This is a genomic window from Sphingobacterium sp. FBM7-1, assembly GCF_020687765.1.
GTDB lineage: Bacteria > Bacteroidota > Bacteroidia > Sphingobacteriales > Sphingobacteriaceae > Sphingobacterium.
In genome coordinates, this window is record NZ_JAJEWJ010000008.1 from 75488 (window position 1) to 94158 (window position 18671).

The following is an 18671-nucleotide window of genomic DNA, read 5'->3' on the forward strand; positions in this document are numbered from 1 at the left end:
TATGGCACGTAAGTTATTGTTGGAACATATCGACGTCCCTGGTATCCATACTTTTGAAGTGTATCGTCAAAAAGAAGGGTATCGTGCGGTAGAAAAGGCGCTCAAGACGATGTCGCCGGACGATGTGGTAGAGGAAGTGAAAAAGTCTGGACTTCGTGGTCGTGGTGGCGCTGGTTTCCCGACGGGGATGAAGTGGGGATTTTTGGCAAAGCCGGAAGGTGTTCCACGTTATTTAGTCTGCAACGGAGATGAATCCGAGCCGGGAACATTTAAAGATCGCTTTTTAATGACCTATATTCCGCATTTGTTGGTGGAGGGTATGATCGTTTCCAGTTATGCATTGGGCGCAAATACGTCGTATATCTATATCCGTGGGGAAATGATGCCACAGATTCGCATTGTGGAAAAGGCGATTGCGGAAGCGAAAGCAGCAGGTTTTCTCGGTAAAAATATTTTAGGAACAGGCTATGATCTAGATATACACGTTCAGCCCGGAGGTGGAGCATATATTTGTGGAGAAGAGACGGCGCTGTTGGAATCGCTTGAGGGCGAACGCGGCAATCCGCGGATTAAACCTCCGTTTCCGGCGGTAGCGGGATTGTATGGTTGTCCGACCGTGGTCAATAACGTGGAGTCAATTGCGGCAACGGTACCTATCATAAACGATGGCGGTGAAGAATATGCGAAAATCGGTATCGAGCGCAGTACAGGTACGAAGTTGATATCTGCTTCGGGGAATCTCGTGCGCCCGGGGGTATATGAAATCGACATGGGTTTACCCATGGAGGAATTTATTTATTCGGATGAATATTGTGGTGGGATAGCAAATGGAAAGCGCTTGAAGGCGGTGGTCGCTGGCGGTTCATCGGTGCCCATATTGCCAACTCATTTGGCTCTGAAAACAGCAAAGGGAGAACCGAGGCTGATGACGTATGAGTCGTTGGCAGATGGTGGATTTGTAACGGGTACGGCAATGGGTTCTGGCGGCTTTATTGCATTTGATGAGGACCAGTGTATCGTGCGCAATACTTTAAATTATACGCGTTTTTACCATCACGAAAGTTGTGGGCAATGTTCGCCATGTAGGGAAGGTACAGGATGGATGGAGAAAGTACTGCATAAAATTGAGTACGGATACGGGGACATGGCTGATATTGACTTATTATGGGATATACAGAAGAGTATTGATGGTAACACCATCTGTCCGTTAGGGGACGCCTCCGCCTGGCCGGTAGCAAGTGCTATCCGGCATTTCCGAGAGGAATTTGAATGGCATGTTTTGAACCCACAGGAAGCACAGACGAGGAATTATGGATTGGTCAATGAACGGGTGATGAGTGAAGGGTGATGGTCATTAAAGAAACAAACAAATGGCAGACGAAAAATTTAAAATAACGATAGATGGGATTCCGGTCGAAGTGGCGCCGGGAACGACGATATTGAACGCGGCGCGTCAGATCGGCGGGGAAATCGTGCCTCCTGCTATGTGCTACTACTCGTCTTTAGAGGGAAGCGGAGGGAAATGCCGTACTTGCTTGGTTAAAGTCTCTAAGGGTTCAGAGAGAGATCCGCGACCAATGCCGAAACTGGTTGCTTCCTGTAGAACAACTGTTATGGACGGTATGGAAGTGCAAAATATTTCATCGCCGGATGTCCTGGAAGCACGTAAAGGCGTGGTGGAAATGTTATTGATCAACCACCCCTTGGATTGTCCGGTTTGTGATCAGGCCGGTGAATGTAAGCTGCAGGATTTAAGTTATGAACACGGCGTAGCGGATACACGATTTGAATTTAAACGACGTACGTTTGAGCCTATCGATATCGGTGATAAGATAAAATTACACATGAACCGCTGTATTTTATGCTATCGTTGTGTGTATGTGGCGAATCAGTTAACGGAACAACGCGAGCATGGTGTCATAAATCGAGGCGACCATGCGGAAATATCGACCTATATTGAGAACGCATTGGACCATGATTTTATCGGAAATGTCATTGATGTATGTCCGGTAGGAGCATTGACGGATAAAACGTTTCGTTTTAAGAATCGGGTATGGTTCTCTAAACCGGTAGATGGGCATCGCGACTGCCCCACTTGCTCCGGTAAGGTTACTTTGTGGTATAAGGGAGAGGAAGTATTGCGCGTCACCGCACGTAAAGACGAATATAACGAGGTAAAAGAGTTTATCTGCGATACTTGTCGTTTTGGGAAAAAGAAAACGGCCGATTGGGTATTGGAAGAGCCTACGCCTATCAGTAAGCAGTCGGTTATCAACTCGAATCACTACGATGTGTTTAATCCACCTCCGGTGATCAAAGAAAACCCGAGGTTGCAGGAAGCGAATGAAGAACAGCTCGCAAGGACGGAACGTTTAAAATAAGGAAAGAAACAGATGGAAGGAGCTTTTATTTTAGAAAAATTAATTTTAGTCGTGATTGTTTTCACGATTTCCTTGGTCATAGCGATGTATTCGACTTTGGCGGAGCGTAAAATAGCGGGCTTTATGCAGGATCGCCACGGACCGAACAGAGCAGGGTTCGGCGGAATCTTACAGCCTCTTTGTGATGGTGGGAAGTTCTTTTTTAAAGAAGAAATTATTCCAGCAGGCGCGCACAAACCCCTGTTTGTATTGGGGCCAACGCTGGCGATTATCACGGCCTGTATTAGTTCGGCTGTTATTCCGTGGGGTCAAACACTGACTATAGGTGGTCGTGAGGTAGTTTTGCAGGTTGCGGATATTAACGTAGGGGTATTATATATTTTTGGTGTGGTAGCACTAGGTGTATATGGTATTATGCTTGGGGGGTGGGCATCAAACAATAAGTTCTCGTTAATGGGGGCAGTACGTGCAGCGTCGCAGAGTATTAGCTACGAAATTCCCATGGGGCTTTCTATCATTGCCTTGTTGATGGTTACGGGAACTTTATCTATGGGAGAAATCGTTGCCCAGCAGTCGGGTTTTGTCAACTGGAATATTTGGGCACAACCGATCGGTTTCTTGATTTTTATGGTTTGTGCATTTGCGGAGTGTAATCGTGTTCCTTTTGACCTGCCTGAGTGTGAAACCGAGCTTATCGGGGGATACCATACGGAATATTCGTCGATGAAACTCGGTCTGTATATGTTTTCCGAGTATATCAATATGTTTGTTTCATCGGCACTGATGGCTGCCCTGTACTTCGGCGGATATAATTTCCCGTTTATGTATGAGTTGGGTCTGTCCGAGAATTGGATTACGATCATCGGGGTGTTGGTTTTCTTCCTGAAGATTTTCGGCTTTATCTTTTTCTTCATGTGGGTACGCTGGACATTGCCACGTTTCCGCTATGATCAACTGATGGGTCTCGGATGGAAGATATTGATTCCGCTGGCGATAGCAAATATTGTCTTGACTGCCGCAGTGATCATTGTGAAGGATACTTATTTTTAGGACTATGCAATCTTTATCAAATAGAAAAAAAGTTATCGAACAGAAGCCCATGAATTTTTGGGAACGCATGTACCTGCCAGCGATTGCAAAAGGCCTGGGTATTACGATACGACATTTTTTTAAGAAAATACCGACAGTAAAATATCCGGAGGAACAGCGGCCTTATTCAAAGAATTTCCGGGGGCTGCATTCACTGAAACGCGATGAGGAGGGACGTGAGCGCTGTACCGCTTGTGGGCTTTGTGCACTTTCTTGTCCGGCAGAGGCAATTACGATGATAGCAGCAGAGCGGACAAAAGAGGAGATGCATCTATATCGCGAAGAGAAATATGCGGCGGTTTATGAAATTAATATGCTGCGTTGTATTTTTTGTGGCCTTTGTGAAGAGGCTTGCCCGAAAGAGGCAATTTATTTGGATGGTCCACATGTGACGGCAGATTACCTAAGAAAGGATTTTATTTACGGGAAAGATAAGTTGGTCGAGCCTGTATTTGATATTACAAAACTAAACCCGGAAAAAACGAACTAGCATGTCTCTATTTTATCTTGTTGCCTTTATCGCCATTTTTTTCGCGCTGATGACAATTTTCACTAAAAATCCGGTACATAGCGTGCTGTATTTGGTGGTGACGTTTTTTACGCTGTCGGTTCATTATATTTTATTGAATGCACAGTTTCTAGCGGTCGTCAATTTTATCGTATATATGGGCGCAATTATGGTGCTCTTTCTATTCGTCCTCATGCTACTGAACCTAAACGAGGATACGGAGCCAATGAAGTCAAATCTGGTCAAGATTATGGGTGTTATCGCCGGGATGTGCTTGTTTGCCACGCTCCTAGGAGCCTTCCGTGTCATAGAGCCATCCAACGAGCTGGTAACCGGCAATACGGAGATAGGCCTCGTGAAACATTTGGGCAATGTGTTGTTTAATGAGTTTCTGCTGCCTTTTGAGATTTCAGCAATTTTATTGCTAATAGCGATGATTGGAGCGGTATTATTGGCAAAAAAAGAAGTTAAAGAGATTAAAAAAGCATAATGGAGAATATAGTAACGCAGATTCAGGGCGTCCCGCTCAACCACTACATCATTTTTTGTAGTATCATGTTCGCTATTGGTGTTACGGGTGTGCTTATTCGTAGGAATGTGATTATCATAATGATGTCTATTGAATTGATGTTGAATGCGGTTAACCTGTTGTTGGCCGCTTTCTCAGCCTATCGGGGAGATCCGGCAGGACAGGTTTTCGTATTTTTTATTATGGCTTTAGCTGCTGCAGAAGTAGCGGTTGGACTGGCAATTATCATTATGGTGTACCGAAATACTAAATCGGTGGATGTGGAGTCATTGAGTAAATTGCGGTGGTAACTAAATAGTAGAATTTTTTAGTAAGAAATTATATGTCTGAATTAATTTGGCTAATCCCGTTGATTCCTTTTATAGGGTTTGTGATAAACGGCTTAATAGGAAATCGTGTGCCGAAGGCGGTTACAGCCGTGGTGGGATGTGGTACGGTACTCCTTTCTTTTGTATTAAGCTTGCTCGTTTATTTTGAAGTCGCGGCAGCGCGGGATACCGGTGCTTCCGGAGAGATATTCGTCCATCTTTTTGATTGGTTTACCGTTGGCAAACTAAATGTAGCGCTTTCTTTTTTAGTAGATCCGTTGAGTGCTATTATGCTTTTAGTTATTACGGGTGTAGGTTTCCTCATTCACCTTTATTCCGCTAGCTATATGGCGGCTGATGATGGATTTGGGAAGTTTTTCGCTTACCTTAACCTCTTTATTTTCTTCATGACCATCCTGGTGTTAGGCTCGAATTATTTGGTCATGTTCATCGGATGGGAAGGTGTAGGCCTATGCTCTTACCTGTTAATCGGTTTTTGGTTCAAAAATACATCATATGCTTCCGCTGCGAAGAAAGCTTTTGTGATGAACCGTATCGGAGATCTGGGTTTCCTTATTGCCATGTTTTTTATTCTGGAGACTTTCGGTAGCTTAGAATATGGTGCTGTATTTGCGGAAGCAGCAAATATGCCTGTAGGAAGTACTGCGTTACTTGTCATTACGCTTTTATTATTTGTAGCGGCAACGGGTAAATCTGCGCAGATCCCCTTGTTTACCTGGTTACCAGATGCGATGGCTGGACCGACGCCCGTATCAGCCTTGATCCACGCGGCGACCATGGTAACAGCAGGTATCTATATGGTCGTTCGGTCAAATATTTTATTTACGCTTTCTCCAATAACCATGGAGATCATGGCAGTTGTCGGTTTGGCAACAGCCTTGCTGGCTGCCTTTATAGCGATTACACAAACCGATATTAAAAAAGTGTTGGCATATTCGACGGTATCCCAATTGGGATACATGTTTCTGGGCCTCGGGGTAGGTGCGTTCACCGGGGCTTTTTTTCATGTTTTGACCCACGCATTTTTTAAAGCATTGTTGTTCTTAGGTGCAGGATCAGTAATCCATGCTATGCACGACGAACAGGATATGCGGCGTATGGGAGGCTTGAGAAAAGCGCTACCCGTCACCTTTATAACGATGCTTATCGGTACCATTGCGATTAGTGGTATCCCACCGTTTGCTGGATTCTTTTCCAAAGACGAAATATTAGCACATACTTTTCAGCATCAACCTATTTTGTGGGCAATCGGCTTTTTAACAGCGTTGTGCACGGCATTCTATATGTTCCGTTTATTATACCTGACTTTTTTTGGTAAGTTTCGGGGTGCAGAAGAACAGAAAAAGCATTTGCATGAGTCGCCTTGGCAGATGACCGTGCCCCTCGTTGTTTTGGCGGTACTATCTATTGTGGGCGGATTTATCAATATTCCCGAGGCATTGGGCGGGCAACATAACCTAGCAGTTTTCTTGGCTCCGATTTTCGAAGCTGGAAGTGTACACGCAGAGGCGTTGACGTTAAGCCATAGCACGGAGTATTTACTGATGGGGATATCCGCTGGTGGTGCGTTGATTATGGCTTTTGTAGCCTACAACCGGTATGTGAAAAAAGAAACTTTGCCGGCTGCCGATACACAAGCATCGAAAGGGCTACATAAATTGTCTTATCGTAAGTTATATGTAGATGAGTTTTATGATGCGCTTATCGTACGGCCTTTGAATAGGTTGTCGGTAGGATTTTACAACTATATAGACCGTACAGGTATAGATGGATTTGTAAATGGAATAGGAAATTTTTTCCTGTGTGCTGGAAGAGGCATAAGACAGTGGCAAAGCGGCTATGTCGGGTTTTATATGATGATGATGGTGGTGAGTGTAATCGTGATTTTGCTGTATGCCGTATTTAGTATATAATTTTGACTTTTAAACAATGAGTAACCTATTTATATTACTATTAGTTCCTGTTATTTCGGCTATCGTATTATGTTTTATCAAAGATGCGGTACGAGCTAAATGGATAGCGCTGTTTGTGGCATTATTAGAGTTAGGGCTTTCTATTCCTTTCCTATGCGGATTTGTACCGGATGCGAGTATACAATTTGAACAGCGTTGGACATGGGTAGAATCTTTAGGAATTCAATTTCATATTGGCTTAGACGGCATCAGCCTTCCGATGATTTTGCTGACAAATGGTTTAATACCACTTATTGTCTTAGCCGCTTTTAAGAAAGCCCATAAAGGAAGTTTCTTTGCATTGATCTCCTTTATGCAAGCGGGTCTTTTACTGGTATTTTTGGCTTTAGATGCCTTTACATTCTACGTAGGTTGGGAAGTGGCATTAATTCCGATTTATTTTATTTGTGCCCTTTGGGGAGACGGAGACCGTATCCGGATTAATCTTAAGTTCTTTGTGTATACGTTTTTCGGAAGCTTGCTGATGTTGATCGCACTTATTTATCTGTACAATCAAAGCGCTACTCCGAGCTTTGAATGGTCCGCATTCGTCGCCTTAGATTTATCAGAATCTACCCAAAGATGGATATTCTGGGCCTTCTTTTTGGCGTTTGCGATCAAAATTCCGATTTTTCCATTCCATACCTGGCAACCAGATACCTATACACACGCACCTGCAGCTGGGACGATGCTATTAGCCGGCATTATGCTTAAAATGGGGGTATATGGCTTAATCCGTTGGTTGTTGCCGATAGCTCCCTTGGGAGCGTTGGCTTATAGCCAAGTCGTGATGGTTCTCTGTATTATCGGTATCGTATACGCTTCGATTATTGCCTTTAAACAGCAGGACGCCAAACGTTTGATTGCCTATTCGTCGATTGCGCACGTCGGACTAATTTCCGCAGGGGTATTCTCTTGGAATATTGACGGATTGCAAGGTGCTATCATCCAGATGGTAAACCATGGTTTGAGTGTGGTAGGACTATTTTTTATCCTAGATATTCTACAGGAACGAACGGGCACGCGTACAATGACGGATTGGGGAGGAATAGCAAGCAAGGCGCCACGTTTAGCAACAGCCTTTCTCATCATCTTAATGGGCGCAGTAGGCTTGCCCTTGACTAATGGCTTTATTGGGGAGTTTTTATTGTTGAAAGGCGTATTCGGCTATGGTGTATGGTATGCGGTCTTCGGAGGCCTCACCTTGATTTTAGGAGCGGTTTATATGTTGCGTTTGTATCAAAAATCGATGTTGGGCGTATTGCCTGAACGTTATGCAGGTGTACTGGATATAAAAGGATACGAATTGGTTGTATTGGCGATTATCGTGTTTTTCACCCTGTTTTTAGGCGTGTGGCCAAAAGCGATTTTACAGCTTTCAGAGGCCTCAGTAACAAACTTATTGAATCAAATTAAATTTTAACTAGCGACTGTAGAATATTATGGGGGCAATTATTACATTGGGTATTTTGGGAATCGTGGTGTTATATCTGGGCTTATTCAAAGCAAAGAATGCGCTTATTCCTGTCACCTTGCTGGGCTTGGTCGTTACATTAGGGTTTCTCGTGGGAGAATGGAACAGCGAAGCGTTTCCGTTATTCCATGGGATGGTGATTTTTGATCGCTTAGCACTGTCTTTTTCAGTGCTCTGTGTGGTTATCACAGGCTTCATTATCCTACTTTCGAAAGAATATTTTAAACATGTCAGCACGTACCTTTCTGAATATTTTTCGTTGATTATTTTTTCGCTGATGGGCGCATTGCTTGTCAATGCATATCATAATTTTGCCATGCTATTTATTGGCATTGAGGTGATGTCCGTGGCATTGTATATCTTGGTGGGCATCCGGAAAACAGATTTAGCTTCGAATGAAGCTGCGCTAAAATACTTCCTTATGGGCGCATTTTCTACGGGCTTTCTTCTGTTCGGTATTACACTCTTATACGGCGCGTCAGGTACCTTCGATCTTGGGGAGTTACAAGCTTATGTACAGACATCCTCGGAGATCTCTCCTTTGTTCTACGGCGGTGTACTCTTATTACTTTGTGCTTTATGTTTTAAAGTGGGAGCCGCACCTTTTCACTTCTGGACGCCGGATGTGTATGACGGAGCACCAATCCTGATTACAAGTTATATGAGTACGGTAGTAAAAGTTGCCTCGTTTGTGGGGTTTCTGCGGTTATTTAGTATGGTATTGGTTCCTCTACACGACTTTTGGACACCAGTATTATTGACCATTATTATCATTACACTATTTGTGGGGAATATCACGGCTTTGTTGCAAGCTAGCTTTAAGCGGATGATGGCCTATTCCAGTATTTCACATGCCGGCTATATGCTCTTTGCTATCGTATCCATCGGTGTAACTTCTGCATCCGGTATGTTGGTGTACGCGACGGCCTATTCACTAGCTTCCGTAGTGGCTTTCGGAGCACTTATTATCGTGAAACGTAGTACGGGCTCAGAAAATTTTGAGTCATTTAACGGGTTGGCAAAAAGAGAACCTATGCTCGCGTTGGTATTGACCATAGCCATGCTTTCGCTTGCGGGTATCCCCTTGACGGCAGGTTTCATGGGCAAGTTTATGATGTTCAATAACGTCATGGGAACCTATAACATCACGTTGTTAATCCTAGCGGTTATTAACGCAGCAATTGGCGTATATTATTACTTGCACGTGGTGGTAAATATGTACTTTCGCAAACCTGAAGAGGAAGTAGCAGAACAGCATATTCCAGCCAGTTATAAGTTTGTATTGGTTGTAGCCGCCGCATCGACGCTGATCATTGGGGTTTATCCCGATAGTATTCTCTCGTTCTTTTTTTAGAAAAAAGAACCAAAAAATCGTCACTTCGGATATTTGAGAAAGAGGGTAGTGCTAATATGAATTTCTACAGACCTCAAATATCCGGATGTGACATTCAATGTTAATAGAGGGCAGTACAATTGCGGAAGTAAAAGTGGTCAATAATGTCTTTCGGTTATGCGGGTTCCATGCTACTTAGGAATAGACAAAGAAACCATGATGTGTATAAATATAGATGCTCATCATAGCGCCATCTCCATAAAAAATAAATTCGATGGCAAATAGCAAAACTATATTCAGCCTTGATTTATGGATTCGCGTTTATTTTGGTGTCCATCAGCTCACTTCGATCGGTTTTTTTGCTTCGTTTTTTTATCAAGGAAAAAATGAAGAGAAAACCGTTATCAAAACTAAAAGCAAATCGTATCTTTAGGGGGAGAGCCATTTTGAATATGAGGAGAATAAGCTTGCTGAAATTATTGATATTGATATTTACCCTTGGCGTTGCTGCACAGCAAGGTCTGGCTCAACAAAAAATCAGTGGAACCGTTATAGACGATGTAGCAGGAAAAGGTGTTCCGCAGGCGAGTGTACAAGTACGAGGGACATCGGATGGAACATCCTGTGGTGCTTCAGGGCAATTTTTCTTAACAACGACGAGTCCGTTTCCGCTGCAACTTGTGGTATCTGCTGTTGGCTATAAACAGCTTATCATAAGCGTTGATTCCCTTCCGCAGCATTTGCAAATCGCATTGGAAAGTGATAAGCAGCTTATTGACGCCGTGGAAATTTCCCGTCGTCAGAAATACCGGAATCGAAATCCAGCAGTGGATATTATCCACCAGGTCATCAAACACAAACGCTCCAATCGCTTGGAGAACCAACCGAAGTTGTCTTTTCAACAGTATGACAAATTGCAATTTGGACTTGTAAACCCGCCGGAGCAGTATAATAAGCGGATGGGAAGCTTAAGCTTTTTTTTCGATAATGTGGATACATTGACATCGCCGGGGAATAAACTGCTTACCATTTTTATGCAGGAGCAGCTAAGCGATGTCTATTCCAAGAATGATCCCAAGGCGTTTAAAAAGCGGGTGAAATCCATCAAGCAGACAGATTTTGACGACCGATATGTCAACAACCACAATATCCAATCGTATTTATCCTATCTCTTTCAGGAGGTTGAGATTTATGATGAAAACATCTTTCTGATCAATAAATTATTCCTCAGTCCGATAGCCAATAATGCGCCGGTTTTCTATAAGTATTATATTACAGATACGATTGATACAGAAGATGGCCGTTTAATAGAGCTGAATTTCGAGCCTAGAAACAAGACAGATTTGTTGCTTAGTGGTAAATTACGGATAACGACAGATGGTCGGTTTGCGGTGCAGGGGGCGACCCTACGGGCGAATAAGGAAGCGAATCTGAATTGGGTAAATGATATAACGATTGACTTGCAATTTCGTCCGAATGCAGAACGGTATATGTTCTTGGAGCGTAGTGATGTGGATATTATGTTTGGGACGAACCGAAGCGATGCCGTATATGGCCGGAAGACTACGCATAACTATGATTACGATTTTTCCCCCTCTTTCTCGGACGATGTTTTTAAAGGAGCTCCTATAGAGACATTGAAAACAGCGAAAGACAATGAAATCCTTGTTCAACAGCAACGTCCCGTACAGCTATCGAAGGTGGAAAACCGCGTTTATGCTAATGTAGATTCTTTGAACGATAACCGTACGTTTCGAACAATGCTTGCTGCCGGTTATCTGCTGGCACAAGGGTTCTATCCAGCTGGACCGATCGAGTTTGGCCCACTAGAGTATTTGTATTCGCGAAATAATATCGAGGGCAACCGGATACGATTAAGCGGACGGACGACGCTTGGCTTTTCGGAGAAGTTGTTTATCGAAGGGTATTTAGCTTACGGCACGCAAGACGGTGCGTTTAAATACTTCGTCCGGCCTACTTTTTCGCTAAATGGCCAATCTGTGGCCCGGTTTCCGGCTCATTATTTACAAGTAGCGGTGCAACATGATATTTTTGATCCGGGGAGAATGCTCGGTTTCAAAAAAGGCGACAGTTTTTTTCAGTCTATACGAAGCAATCGTCCGACGAAATGGATGGATACGTATGCGTATCAACTCAAACATTTGATAGAATTTGGCAATCACGTGAGTTTACAAAGTTCTTTTATCCATCACCGTAGGCGGGCAATTGGAGATTTACAATTTATTTCATCTGGTGAAATACCTCGGGATATTGCTCATATCAATACCAATGAAATGGAGTTTATACTACGCTGGGCGCCCAAAGAGAAATTTTACTACCGTAATCTCAGCCGCAATACGATCATCGAGAAATATCCAGTATTTACACTGCAATATAACCGGGGGTTGAAGGGCTTCTGGGACGGTGACTATGCTTTTGATGCGTTGCGTGGCTCGGTGTCTAAGCGTTTTTTCCTCAACCAACTGGGCTTTGCAGATATGACGTTGAGCGGTGGGAAGATCTGGGGTGCGCTACCTTATCCTCTATTGGAGATGCCGAACGTTTTCCGCGACGAAGATACGCGACATGAAATCGATTTTTCGATGATGCGTAGTATGGAATTTGTCGCCGATGCGTACATACGTTTGGCATTTGAACATCAACTGGAGGGATTTATCCTCAATAAGATTCCATTGATCAAGAAACTGAAACTACGGGAGATTTGGGGAGGCAAGATGTTTTATGGTCGGCTAAGCGACGCGAACAACCCCTATATTAGTAAGGATGTGGTTCATTTTGATACCGATGCGGACGGCCATATCATGACGCACGTATTTGATAAAAAGGTGCCTTATTGGGAAGGGAAGGTCGGTATCGATAATATTTTTAGATTGTTGCGTGTTGAATATATACGTCGGCTAAGTTATATTGGCTTACCGAATGTCGACCAAGACAGGTATCGCGTGAGCCTCCACTTAAACTTTTAAACCCATGCAAGAAAAGAGATATACTTATTTCCTGCTAGCGATCTGGAAAAATATAGCCTACATCACGGTGAATAGACCCGATAAGCGGAATGCGTTGAATACTTTAGTCCTAAAGGAGTTGGCGGAAATACTAGCCGACTTAAAAACGAATGATCAGGTGCGCGGGGTTATTTTGACCGGCGCAGGAGACAAGGCTTTCGTGGCAGGAGCCGATATTAAGGAGTTTCAAGATTTCTCCTCCGACGAGGCATGGCTCTTATCAAAATTCGGACAGGAAGAAGTGATGGATGAGTTGTACACCTATCCAAAGCCGGTAGTTGCTGCGATCAACGGGTTTGCGTTAGGTGGTGGGTTGGAGCTTGCGATGGCTTGCCACATTCGGGTAGCCGTTGAAAATGCCCAGATGGGGCTTCCCGAAGTGTCCTTAGGCATTATTCCTGGGTACGGCGGTACACAACGATTACCCCAGTTGGTTGGGCGCGGAAAAGCCTTGGAAATGATCATGACCGGGGAAATGATCGATGCGCGAGAAGCACAGCAGTGGGGCTTGGTAAATTACACCGTGCCGGCAGATGAATTGATGGCTACCTGTGAGCGGCTTTTGGAGAAGATGTTCGGACGTTCCCAAACGGCGATCACTGCCGCTATCCGCACCGTGAATATAGGGTTGATGGAACCGGAGAAAGGTTACGAAGAAGAGAGGGACGCATTTGCCGCTGCGTTCGATAGTCCAGATTTTAAAGAAGGCGTGTCCGCTTTCTTAGCAAAGCGAAAACCAAACTTTTGATATTTTGTTTCTTCTACGGTATAGACGTCGTTAACAGTATGAACAACCCTGTTTTTTCTCAAAAGGAGAGAAATATTATTATTCTCTTAATCGTGCTGACTTTGGGAGGGATTCTCCTCTACGCAACGCGGGGCATTTTCGGTGCATTTCTGGGGACACTGGTCATGTATACGCTTTTTCGCACCTTAAATATTTTCCTGATCGAGCGATGGCGATGGCCGAAACCTTTGTCTGCGGTGCTGATTATTATCCTTTCTGTTTTTATCATTGTCTTGCCGTTTATAGGTATTGGCAGTATGTTGGTCCGAAAGGCCATAGCGTTACAGGAAAATCCCGCTTGGATAAAACAGGTGATAGACGCCGTGAATCAATTTGCCGGCGATACATTGGGAAAACCAGATCTCCTGCAAGAGCAACTCGAAGCAAGTGCGGCTTATTTCGGTAAGCTGTTGACAGCGGTATTGGGTGGTGCAGCAAACATATTTCTGGAAATCACCGTGATGTATTTTATCTTGTACTTTATGCTGGTGAATTATAAAGGCTTTGAAAACGGCATATTATACTATTTTCCTTTTGATGAAGAGCAGGCGGTCGTGTTTGGCACGGAGTTAAAAAACATTACCTATTCCAATATTGTGGGACAAACGATTGTAGCGATTGTTCAAGGTGGATGCCTCGCCATTGGATTTTGGATATTTGGTGTGGGTGATGCGTTGTTTTGGGGCGTAATCTGCGCTATATTATCTTTTATCCCGCTCTTGGGACCTCCGTTGATCTTTGTGCCCGCCACGTTGGTTTTACTGTCTCAAGGTCAAACCTGGCAGGGAATAGGATTGCTCATCTGGGGATTCGCGCTGGTTATCAATATCGATAATGTGCTCCGCTTTATTATCAATAAGAAAGTTGGCAATATCCACCCATTGATTACCGTAGTGGGGGTTATTATTGGACTGCCCTTGTTTGGTCTTATAGGGCTGGTATATGGTCCGTTGCTGTTAGCTTATTTTCTTTTGGCATTGAAGATATACAAAACGAATAAGCGTTTATCTTTACAACAAGAACAGCTAAGAGAAAAACAAGAATAAAGGAGCTGTATCGATAAGTAGCGATACAGCTCCTGCTACCTTATCGTTTCAATAATCTTTCTGGGAATTGACTGACGTTTTCCAAGGTCAGCTGCTGCATCACCTGATAGAGTTGGGCTTTGAACAAATTAACAGTATGTTCTCCACCCTCGTCGCCCAAGGCGCCGACACCATACATAAACGGACGTCCCATAAAATTAAAATCAGAACCCACCGCATGTGCCCGGGCTAAATCTACACCGGAGCGTATACCACCATCCAGCATAATTTTGATTTTCTCCTTATAAGTAGGGTTTCCGGCTAGGTGAATCAGGGAATTAATAGAGGACTCTCCGGCGTCTATTTGACGTCCACCGTGATTGGATACGATCACACCGTCCGCACCAATACCGATTACCGCTTCCATATCTTCATCCGTTGTAATGCCTTTAACGACGAGTGCACCTTTCCAGATGTCGCGAATCGCTTTCACTTTTTCGATGTTTACTTTACCGGTAAACGTACGATCCATAAACTTCCCAAGCTGTGCTAAATCGAGGCCTTTCTCCATATAGGGCTTTAACGTCGCAAAAGAAGGGATGCCATGTTGCAATGTTTTGATACCCCACAATGGGCGAATCATCGCTTGTGTAATGTTGGAGATATTCATCTTAGGAGGCATGGACAATCCCGCTTTTATTTCGCGGTAGCGAAGTCCGAAGGAAGGTACATCGACCAAGACAACGAGTACAGGACATTCTACAGCTTCAAGGCGGCGTAGGATATCGTCACGAAGCCTATTCTCGGTAGGATGGTAGAGTTGAAACCAGGCCTTTCCTTCTGAAACTTCTGCAATACGTTCGATACTGCTGGTCGATACCGTGCTCAAGGTGTATGGAATATCATGTTTGGCAGCGGCTTTCGCAAGAATTTCGGGCGCATTAGGCCACATTAATCCTTGGAGCCCGATGGGAGAGATACCGAAAGGCGCGCTATAGCGTCTTCCAAAAAGCTCAACGGACATGTCAATATCTCCAGCTACGCGAAGGTATTGTGGTTTCAGTATAATATCGTCGAAGTCGCTTTCATTTTTTGCTAAATTCCATTCTTCGTTGCAGCCTCCCTCGAGGTAATCAAATGCAAATTTTGGAATCCTGGATTTCGCTTTTTTCCGTAAATCTGCGATAGAAGGATATTTTGAATTATATCGATATACGATTTTCTCACTCATTTCTGAAAAAGTAATTTTAAAAAGTGTAGCGAATATACACACAATTTCAATATTTACTGTCCTGTTGTGTGTCGCTCGAGCCGCGAGGCTGTTACTTTTTTTTCGCAAAAAAAGTAACCAAAAAAACTCGCCACTTTAAAATTTTGAAAGAGTGGGTAGTGCATCTATAATATTTTTACATATTTCAAAATTTTACATGTGGCATTCAGAGGTTAAAGGAGGATTGTGCAATTGTATTATCCCTTCTTAACTTTTGAGGCCGCATCCGAATGTTTTACAACTGTACAAACTCATTCCTAGTACCATCCCTAATGTAAAACATTCGAAGCGGCGATTTTTACGCTCCTTTTTCTAAAAAAGGAGCATAAATAAAATTTGGTGAAATCCCATTTTATTCATATATTAGCCTCGCTTATAGAGAAAGGCAGAGGGAGTAGACCCGAAGAAGCCTTAGCAACCTGTCTCTTGACAAGGTGCTACATTCTACTCCTGATTAGGAGAAAGATAAGCTGAGTACACTTCTTCTAGTGTCCTTTTCTCCAAAGCAAACGGTAAAAGAATTTAAACACAACAACTATATTTATGTTATTAACAAACAATTTAGGATACCCCAGAGTGGGTGCGTTCCGCGAATTGAAAAAGGCCAATGAAGCATATTGGGCTAAGAAAATCAGCGCGGAAGAATTATTGCAAGCTGGACTTAAAATCCGGGAAAGCAATTGGAAGACACAGCAGGAAGCAGGCATCGACCTGATCCCATCAAACGACTTTTCTTTTTATGATCAAGTTTTGGATTTGTCGTTAACCGTGGGAGCTATTCCAGCACGTTACAACTCCCTATTGGATCGAATTGACCGTCAATATAACCTTGATCTATACTTTGCGATGGCACGTGGTTTCCAAGAAGAGGGTGTTGACGTTACCGCGATGGAAATGACGAAGTGGTTTGATACTAACTACCACTATCTTGTTCCGGAATTTACGAAAGATCAAACATTCCAGTTAACTTCGGAGAAATTCTTGAACGAGTATAAGGAGGCCAAATCTTTAGGTTTTGAAACGAAACCTGTACTGATTGGCCCGATAACTTACCTGTTAATTGGTAAAGAAAAAGAAGAAGGTTTTCAGCGTATCGACTTGATTGATCGTTTGTTGCCTGTTTATGAAGAAATTTTAGCGAAGTTGGCCGATGCCGGTGCACAATATGTACAAATCGATGAGCCTTACTTGGCTTTGGATATTGATGCGGCTACGCGGTCTTTATATGGTAAGGTGTTTGAGAAATTAGCAGCTGCCGCAAAAAACATTAAATTAATCGTAGCAACTTATTTCGAAGCACTTCAGGATAATGAGGAAACTGCTGTGAACTTGCCCGTACACGCGCTTCATCTCGATCTTGTGCGTGGAGAAAATCAACTCGATACCATTTTGCCAAAGGTTCCGGCATCCTTAACACTTTCGTTGGGGGTTGTTGAAGGACGAAACATTTGGAAAAACGACTATGAGAAATCATTAGAAAAAATTAAACAGGCCGTGGAAGCGCTCGGTGCAGAACGGGTATGGGTTGCTCCGTCTTCCTCGTTGCTTCATGTTCCGTTTGATTTGGATAACGAAGATAATGAAGAATCGTTGCCTGCCGAGGTAAAGAATTGGTTAGCGTTTGCAAAACAAAAGTTAGCCGAAGTGAAAGATCTATCCGTATTGGCGAATGGTGAAGTGGATGTAAAAACAGCGGCACGCTTTGATGCGAATAAAGCTGCTGCGGAAAGTCGCCGCACATCACCTCTGATTCACAGACCGGAGGTCAAGGAGCGTACCGCGAATATTACAGATGACGACGCAACGCGTACTTCTCCGTTCTCGGTTCGTAAAGCCGCACAGCAGGCTAAATTTAACTTGCCGGGTTTTGCTACGACCACCATCGGTTCTTTCCCACAGACGAAAGATGTCCGCAAGTGGAGAGCAGATTTGAAAAAAGGCGTCATTACGCAAGAGCAATACGATAAAGAGATTGCTGAAGAAACGGAAAGAACGATACGTTTGCAAGAAGACTTGGATATTGATGTTTTAGTGCATGGAGAGTTTGAGCGTAATGATATGGTGGAATACTTTGGTGAACAATTGGCAGGCTACGCATTCACGAAGAATGGATGGGTACAGTCTTACGGTTCCCGTTGTGTGAAGCCGCCAATAATTTATGGGGATGTTTATCGTCCGGAGGATATGACTGTTCGTTGGTCTGCGTATGCACAGTCCTTGACCGATCGTCCGGTAAAAGGTATGTTGACCGGGCCAGTTACGATTTTACAATGGTCATTTGTACGTAACGATCAACCGCGTTCGACGACAACTTATCAAATAGCCTTAGCCATTTTGGATGAGGTGCAGGCATTAGAAAAAGCAGGCATCAAAATCATCCAGATCGATGAGCCGGCTATTCGGGAAGGGTTGCCGCTACGTAAGGCAGGACAAAAAGATTACTTGAATTGGGCGGTCCGTGCTTTCCGTGTTTCCTCATCCAATGTAGAAGATGATACGCAGATCCACACCCACATGTGTTATTCGGAATTCAATGATGTCATTGAAGATATCGCAGCTATGGATGCGGATGTTATCACGATAGAAACCTCACGTTCTCAAATGGAATTGCTGGATGCATTTGCGGGCGATTTCAAATATCCAAACGATATTGGTCCTGGGGTATACGATATCCATTCGCCACGTGTGCCAAGCACAGAGGAGATGGTGCATTTGCTTCGTAAGGCTAAAGCGGTGGTACCCGCCGAACAACTATGGGTAAACCCAGATTGTGGTTTAAAAACCCGTGCATGGCCGGAGACAAAAGCAGCGTTAGAATCGATGGTTGAAGCAGCTAAGATTTTACGCGCAGAGTAATATCGACACCAATTTAGTATTATAAAAGTGGATACAGCCCGAAGGATTCTTCGGGCTGTATCGTTTTTGATACAAATGAACGGGCAACATTTTTTTTACAATAGGAGGTCAA

14 protein-coding genes and 1 riboswitch are annotated in these 18671 nt (G+C 43.7%); of the genes, 13 read left to right on the forward strand and 1 reads right to left on the reverse strand.

Annotated features, from left to right (window positions below; all coding sequences use genetic code 11):
- Position 1 precedes the first annotated feature (1 nt).
- From nuoF to LKO28_RS13120, 12 genes are all read left to right on the forward strand, one after another.
- On the forward strand, positions 2-1348 hold the full coding sequence (gene nuoF / locus LKO28_RS13065) for an NADH-quinone oxidoreductase subunit NuoF (protein ID WP_227695379.1): 1347 nt from the start codon (positions 2-4) through the stop codon (positions 1346-1348).
- A 22-nt stretch (positions 1349-1370) separates the two neighbouring features.
- On the forward strand, positions 1371-2381 hold the full coding sequence (locus LKO28_RS13070) for a 2Fe-2S iron-sulfur cluster-binding protein (RefSeq protein ID WP_227695380.1): 1011 nt from the start codon (positions 1371-1373) through the stop codon (positions 2379-2381).
- 12 nt (positions 2382-2393) lie between these two features.
- Positions 2394-3431 (forward strand): NADH-quinone oxidoreductase subunit NuoH, encoded by a 1038-nt coding sequence (gene nuoH / locus LKO28_RS13075; protein ID WP_227695381.1) that lies wholly within the window; start codon positions 2394-2396, stop codon positions 3429-3431.
- A 4-nt stretch (positions 3432-3435) separates the two neighbouring features.
- Positions 3436-3960, forward strand: a complete 525-nt coding sequence (locus LKO28_RS13080) for a NuoI/complex I 23 kDa subunit family protein (RefSeq protein WP_227695383.1) — start codon at positions 3436-3438, stop codon at positions 3958-3960.
- A 1-nt stretch (position 3961) separates the two neighbouring features.
- The gene (locus LKO28_RS13085; RefSeq protein WP_227695385.1) at positions 3962-4468 is read left to right on the forward strand and encodes an NADH-quinone oxidoreductase subunit J; all 507 of its coding nucleotides are present in this window, start codon (positions 3962-3964) and stop codon (positions 4466-4468) included.
- Positions 4468-4797: an NADH-quinone oxidoreductase subunit NuoK gene (gene nuoK, locus LKO28_RS13090; RefSeq protein WP_227695386.1), complete on the forward strand. Its 330-nt coding sequence runs from the start codon at positions 4468-4470 to the stop codon at positions 4795-4797. The genes LKO28_RS13085 and nuoK overlap by 1 nt, the downstream gene beginning before the upstream one ends.
- Positions 4798-4829: 32 nt before the next feature.
- Entirely contained in the window at positions 4830-6749 is a 1920-nt protein-coding gene (gene nuoL, locus LKO28_RS13095) for an NADH-quinone oxidoreductase subunit L (protein WP_227695387.1), read from the forward strand.
- 16 nt (positions 6750-6765) lie between these two features.
- The gene (locus LKO28_RS13100; RefSeq protein ID WP_227695388.1) at positions 6766-8211 is read left to right on the forward strand and encodes a NuoM family protein; all 1446 of its coding nucleotides are present in this window, start codon (positions 6766-6768) and stop codon (positions 8209-8211) included.
- Positions 8212-8230: 19 nt separating this feature from the next.
- Positions 8231-9616 carry an NADH-quinone oxidoreductase subunit N gene (locus LKO28_RS13105; protein WP_227695389.1) on the forward strand — a complete coding sequence of 462 codons (1386 nt, stop codon included), beginning with the start codon at positions 8231-8233 and terminating at the stop codon, positions 9614-9616.
- Between the two features lie 431 nt (positions 9617-10047).
- Positions 10048-12582 (forward strand): DUF5686 and carboxypeptidase-like regulatory domain-containing protein, encoded by a 2535-nt coding sequence (locus tag LKO28_RS13110; protein WP_227695390.1) that lies wholly within the window; start codon positions 10048-10050, stop codon positions 12580-12582.
- 4 nt (positions 12583-12586) lie between these two features.
- On the forward strand, positions 12587-13369 hold the full coding sequence (locus tag LKO28_RS13115) for an enoyl-CoA hydratase/isomerase family protein (RefSeq protein ID WP_227695391.1): 783 nt from the start codon (positions 12587-12589) through the stop codon (positions 13367-13369).
- Between the two features lie 38 nt (positions 13370-13407).
- Entirely contained in the window at positions 13408-14454 is a 1047-nt protein-coding gene (locus LKO28_RS13120) for an AI-2E family transporter (protein ID WP_227695393.1), read from the forward strand.
- Between the two features lie 40 nt (positions 14455-14494).
- On the opposite strand, the gene LKO28_RS13125 is transcribed toward LKO28_RS13120, so the two are convergent.
- The gene (locus LKO28_RS13125; RefSeq protein WP_227695395.1) at positions 14495-15664 is read right to left on the reverse strand and encodes an alpha-hydroxy acid oxidase; all 1170 of its coding nucleotides are present in this window, start codon (positions 15662-15664) and stop codon (positions 14495-14497) included.
- A gap of 409 nt (positions 15665-16073) precedes the next feature.
- Positions 16074-16175: riboswitch (SAM riboswitch) on the forward strand.
- 71 nt (positions 16176-16246) lie between these two features.
- On the opposite strand from LKO28_RS13125, the gene metE reads away from it, so the two are divergent.
- A complete protein-coding gene (gene metE, locus LKO28_RS13130) occupies positions 16247-18559 on the forward strand; it encodes a 5-methyltetrahydropteroyltriglutamate--homocysteine S-methyltransferase (RefSeq protein ID WP_227695397.1) in 2313 nt (770 codons plus the stop codon).
- Positions 18560-18671: the final 112 nt, after the last annotated feature.

What these genes read in the sequence shown, in the direction of transcription:
- nuoF (WP_227695379.1), top strand. Translation starts at nt 2, where the DNA reads ATGGCACGTAAGTTATTGTTGGAACATATCGACGTCCCTGGTATCCAT.
- LKO28_RS13070 (WP_227695380.1), top strand. Translation starts at nt 1,371, where the DNA reads ATGGCAGACGAAAAATTTAAAATAACGATAGATGGGATTCCGGTCGAA.
- nuoH (WP_227695381.1), top strand. Translation starts at nt 2,394, where the DNA reads ATGGAAGGAGCTTTTATTTTAGAAAAATTAATTTTAGTCGTGATTGTT.
- LKO28_RS13080 (WP_227695383.1), top strand. Translation starts at nt 3,436, where the DNA reads ATGCAATCTTTATCAAATAGAAAAAAAGTTATCGAACAGAAGCCCATG.
- LKO28_RS13085 (WP_227695385.1), top strand. Translation starts at nt 3,962, where the DNA reads ATGTCTCTATTTTATCTTGTTGCCTTTATCGCCATTTTTTTCGCGCTG.
- nuoK (WP_227695386.1), top strand. Translation starts at nt 4,468, where the DNA reads ATGGAGAATATAGTAACGCAGATTCAGGGCGTCCCGCTCAACCACTAC.
- nuoL (WP_227695387.1), top strand. Translation starts at nt 4,830, where the DNA reads ATGTCTGAATTAATTTGGCTAATCCCGTTGATTCCTTTTATAGGGTTT.
- LKO28_RS13100 (WP_227695388.1), top strand. Translation starts at nt 6,766, where the DNA reads ATGAGTAACCTATTTATATTACTATTAGTTCCTGTTATTTCGGCTATC.
- LKO28_RS13105 (WP_227695389.1), top strand. Translation starts at nt 8,231, where the DNA reads ATGGGGGCAATTATTACATTGGGTATTTTGGGAATCGTGGTGTTATAT.
- LKO28_RS13110 (WP_227695390.1), top strand. Translation starts at nt 10,048, where the DNA reads ATGAGGAGAATAAGCTTGCTGAAATTATTGATATTGATATTTACCCTT.
- LKO28_RS13115 (WP_227695391.1), top strand. Translation starts at nt 12,587, where the DNA reads ATGCAAGAAAAGAGATATACTTATTTCCTGCTAGCGATCTGGAAAAAT.
- LKO28_RS13120 (WP_227695393.1), top strand. Translation starts at nt 13,408, where the DNA reads ATGAACAACCCTGTTTTTTCTCAAAAGGAGAGAAATATTATTATTCTC.
- LKO28_RS13125 (WP_227695395.1), bottom strand. Translation starts at nt 15,664, where the DNA reads ATGAGTGAGAAAATCGTATATCGATATAATTCAAAATATCCTTCTATC.
- metE (WP_227695397.1), top strand. Translation starts at nt 16,247, where the DNA reads ATGTTATTAACAAACAATTTAGGATACCCCAGAGTGGGTGCGTTCCGC.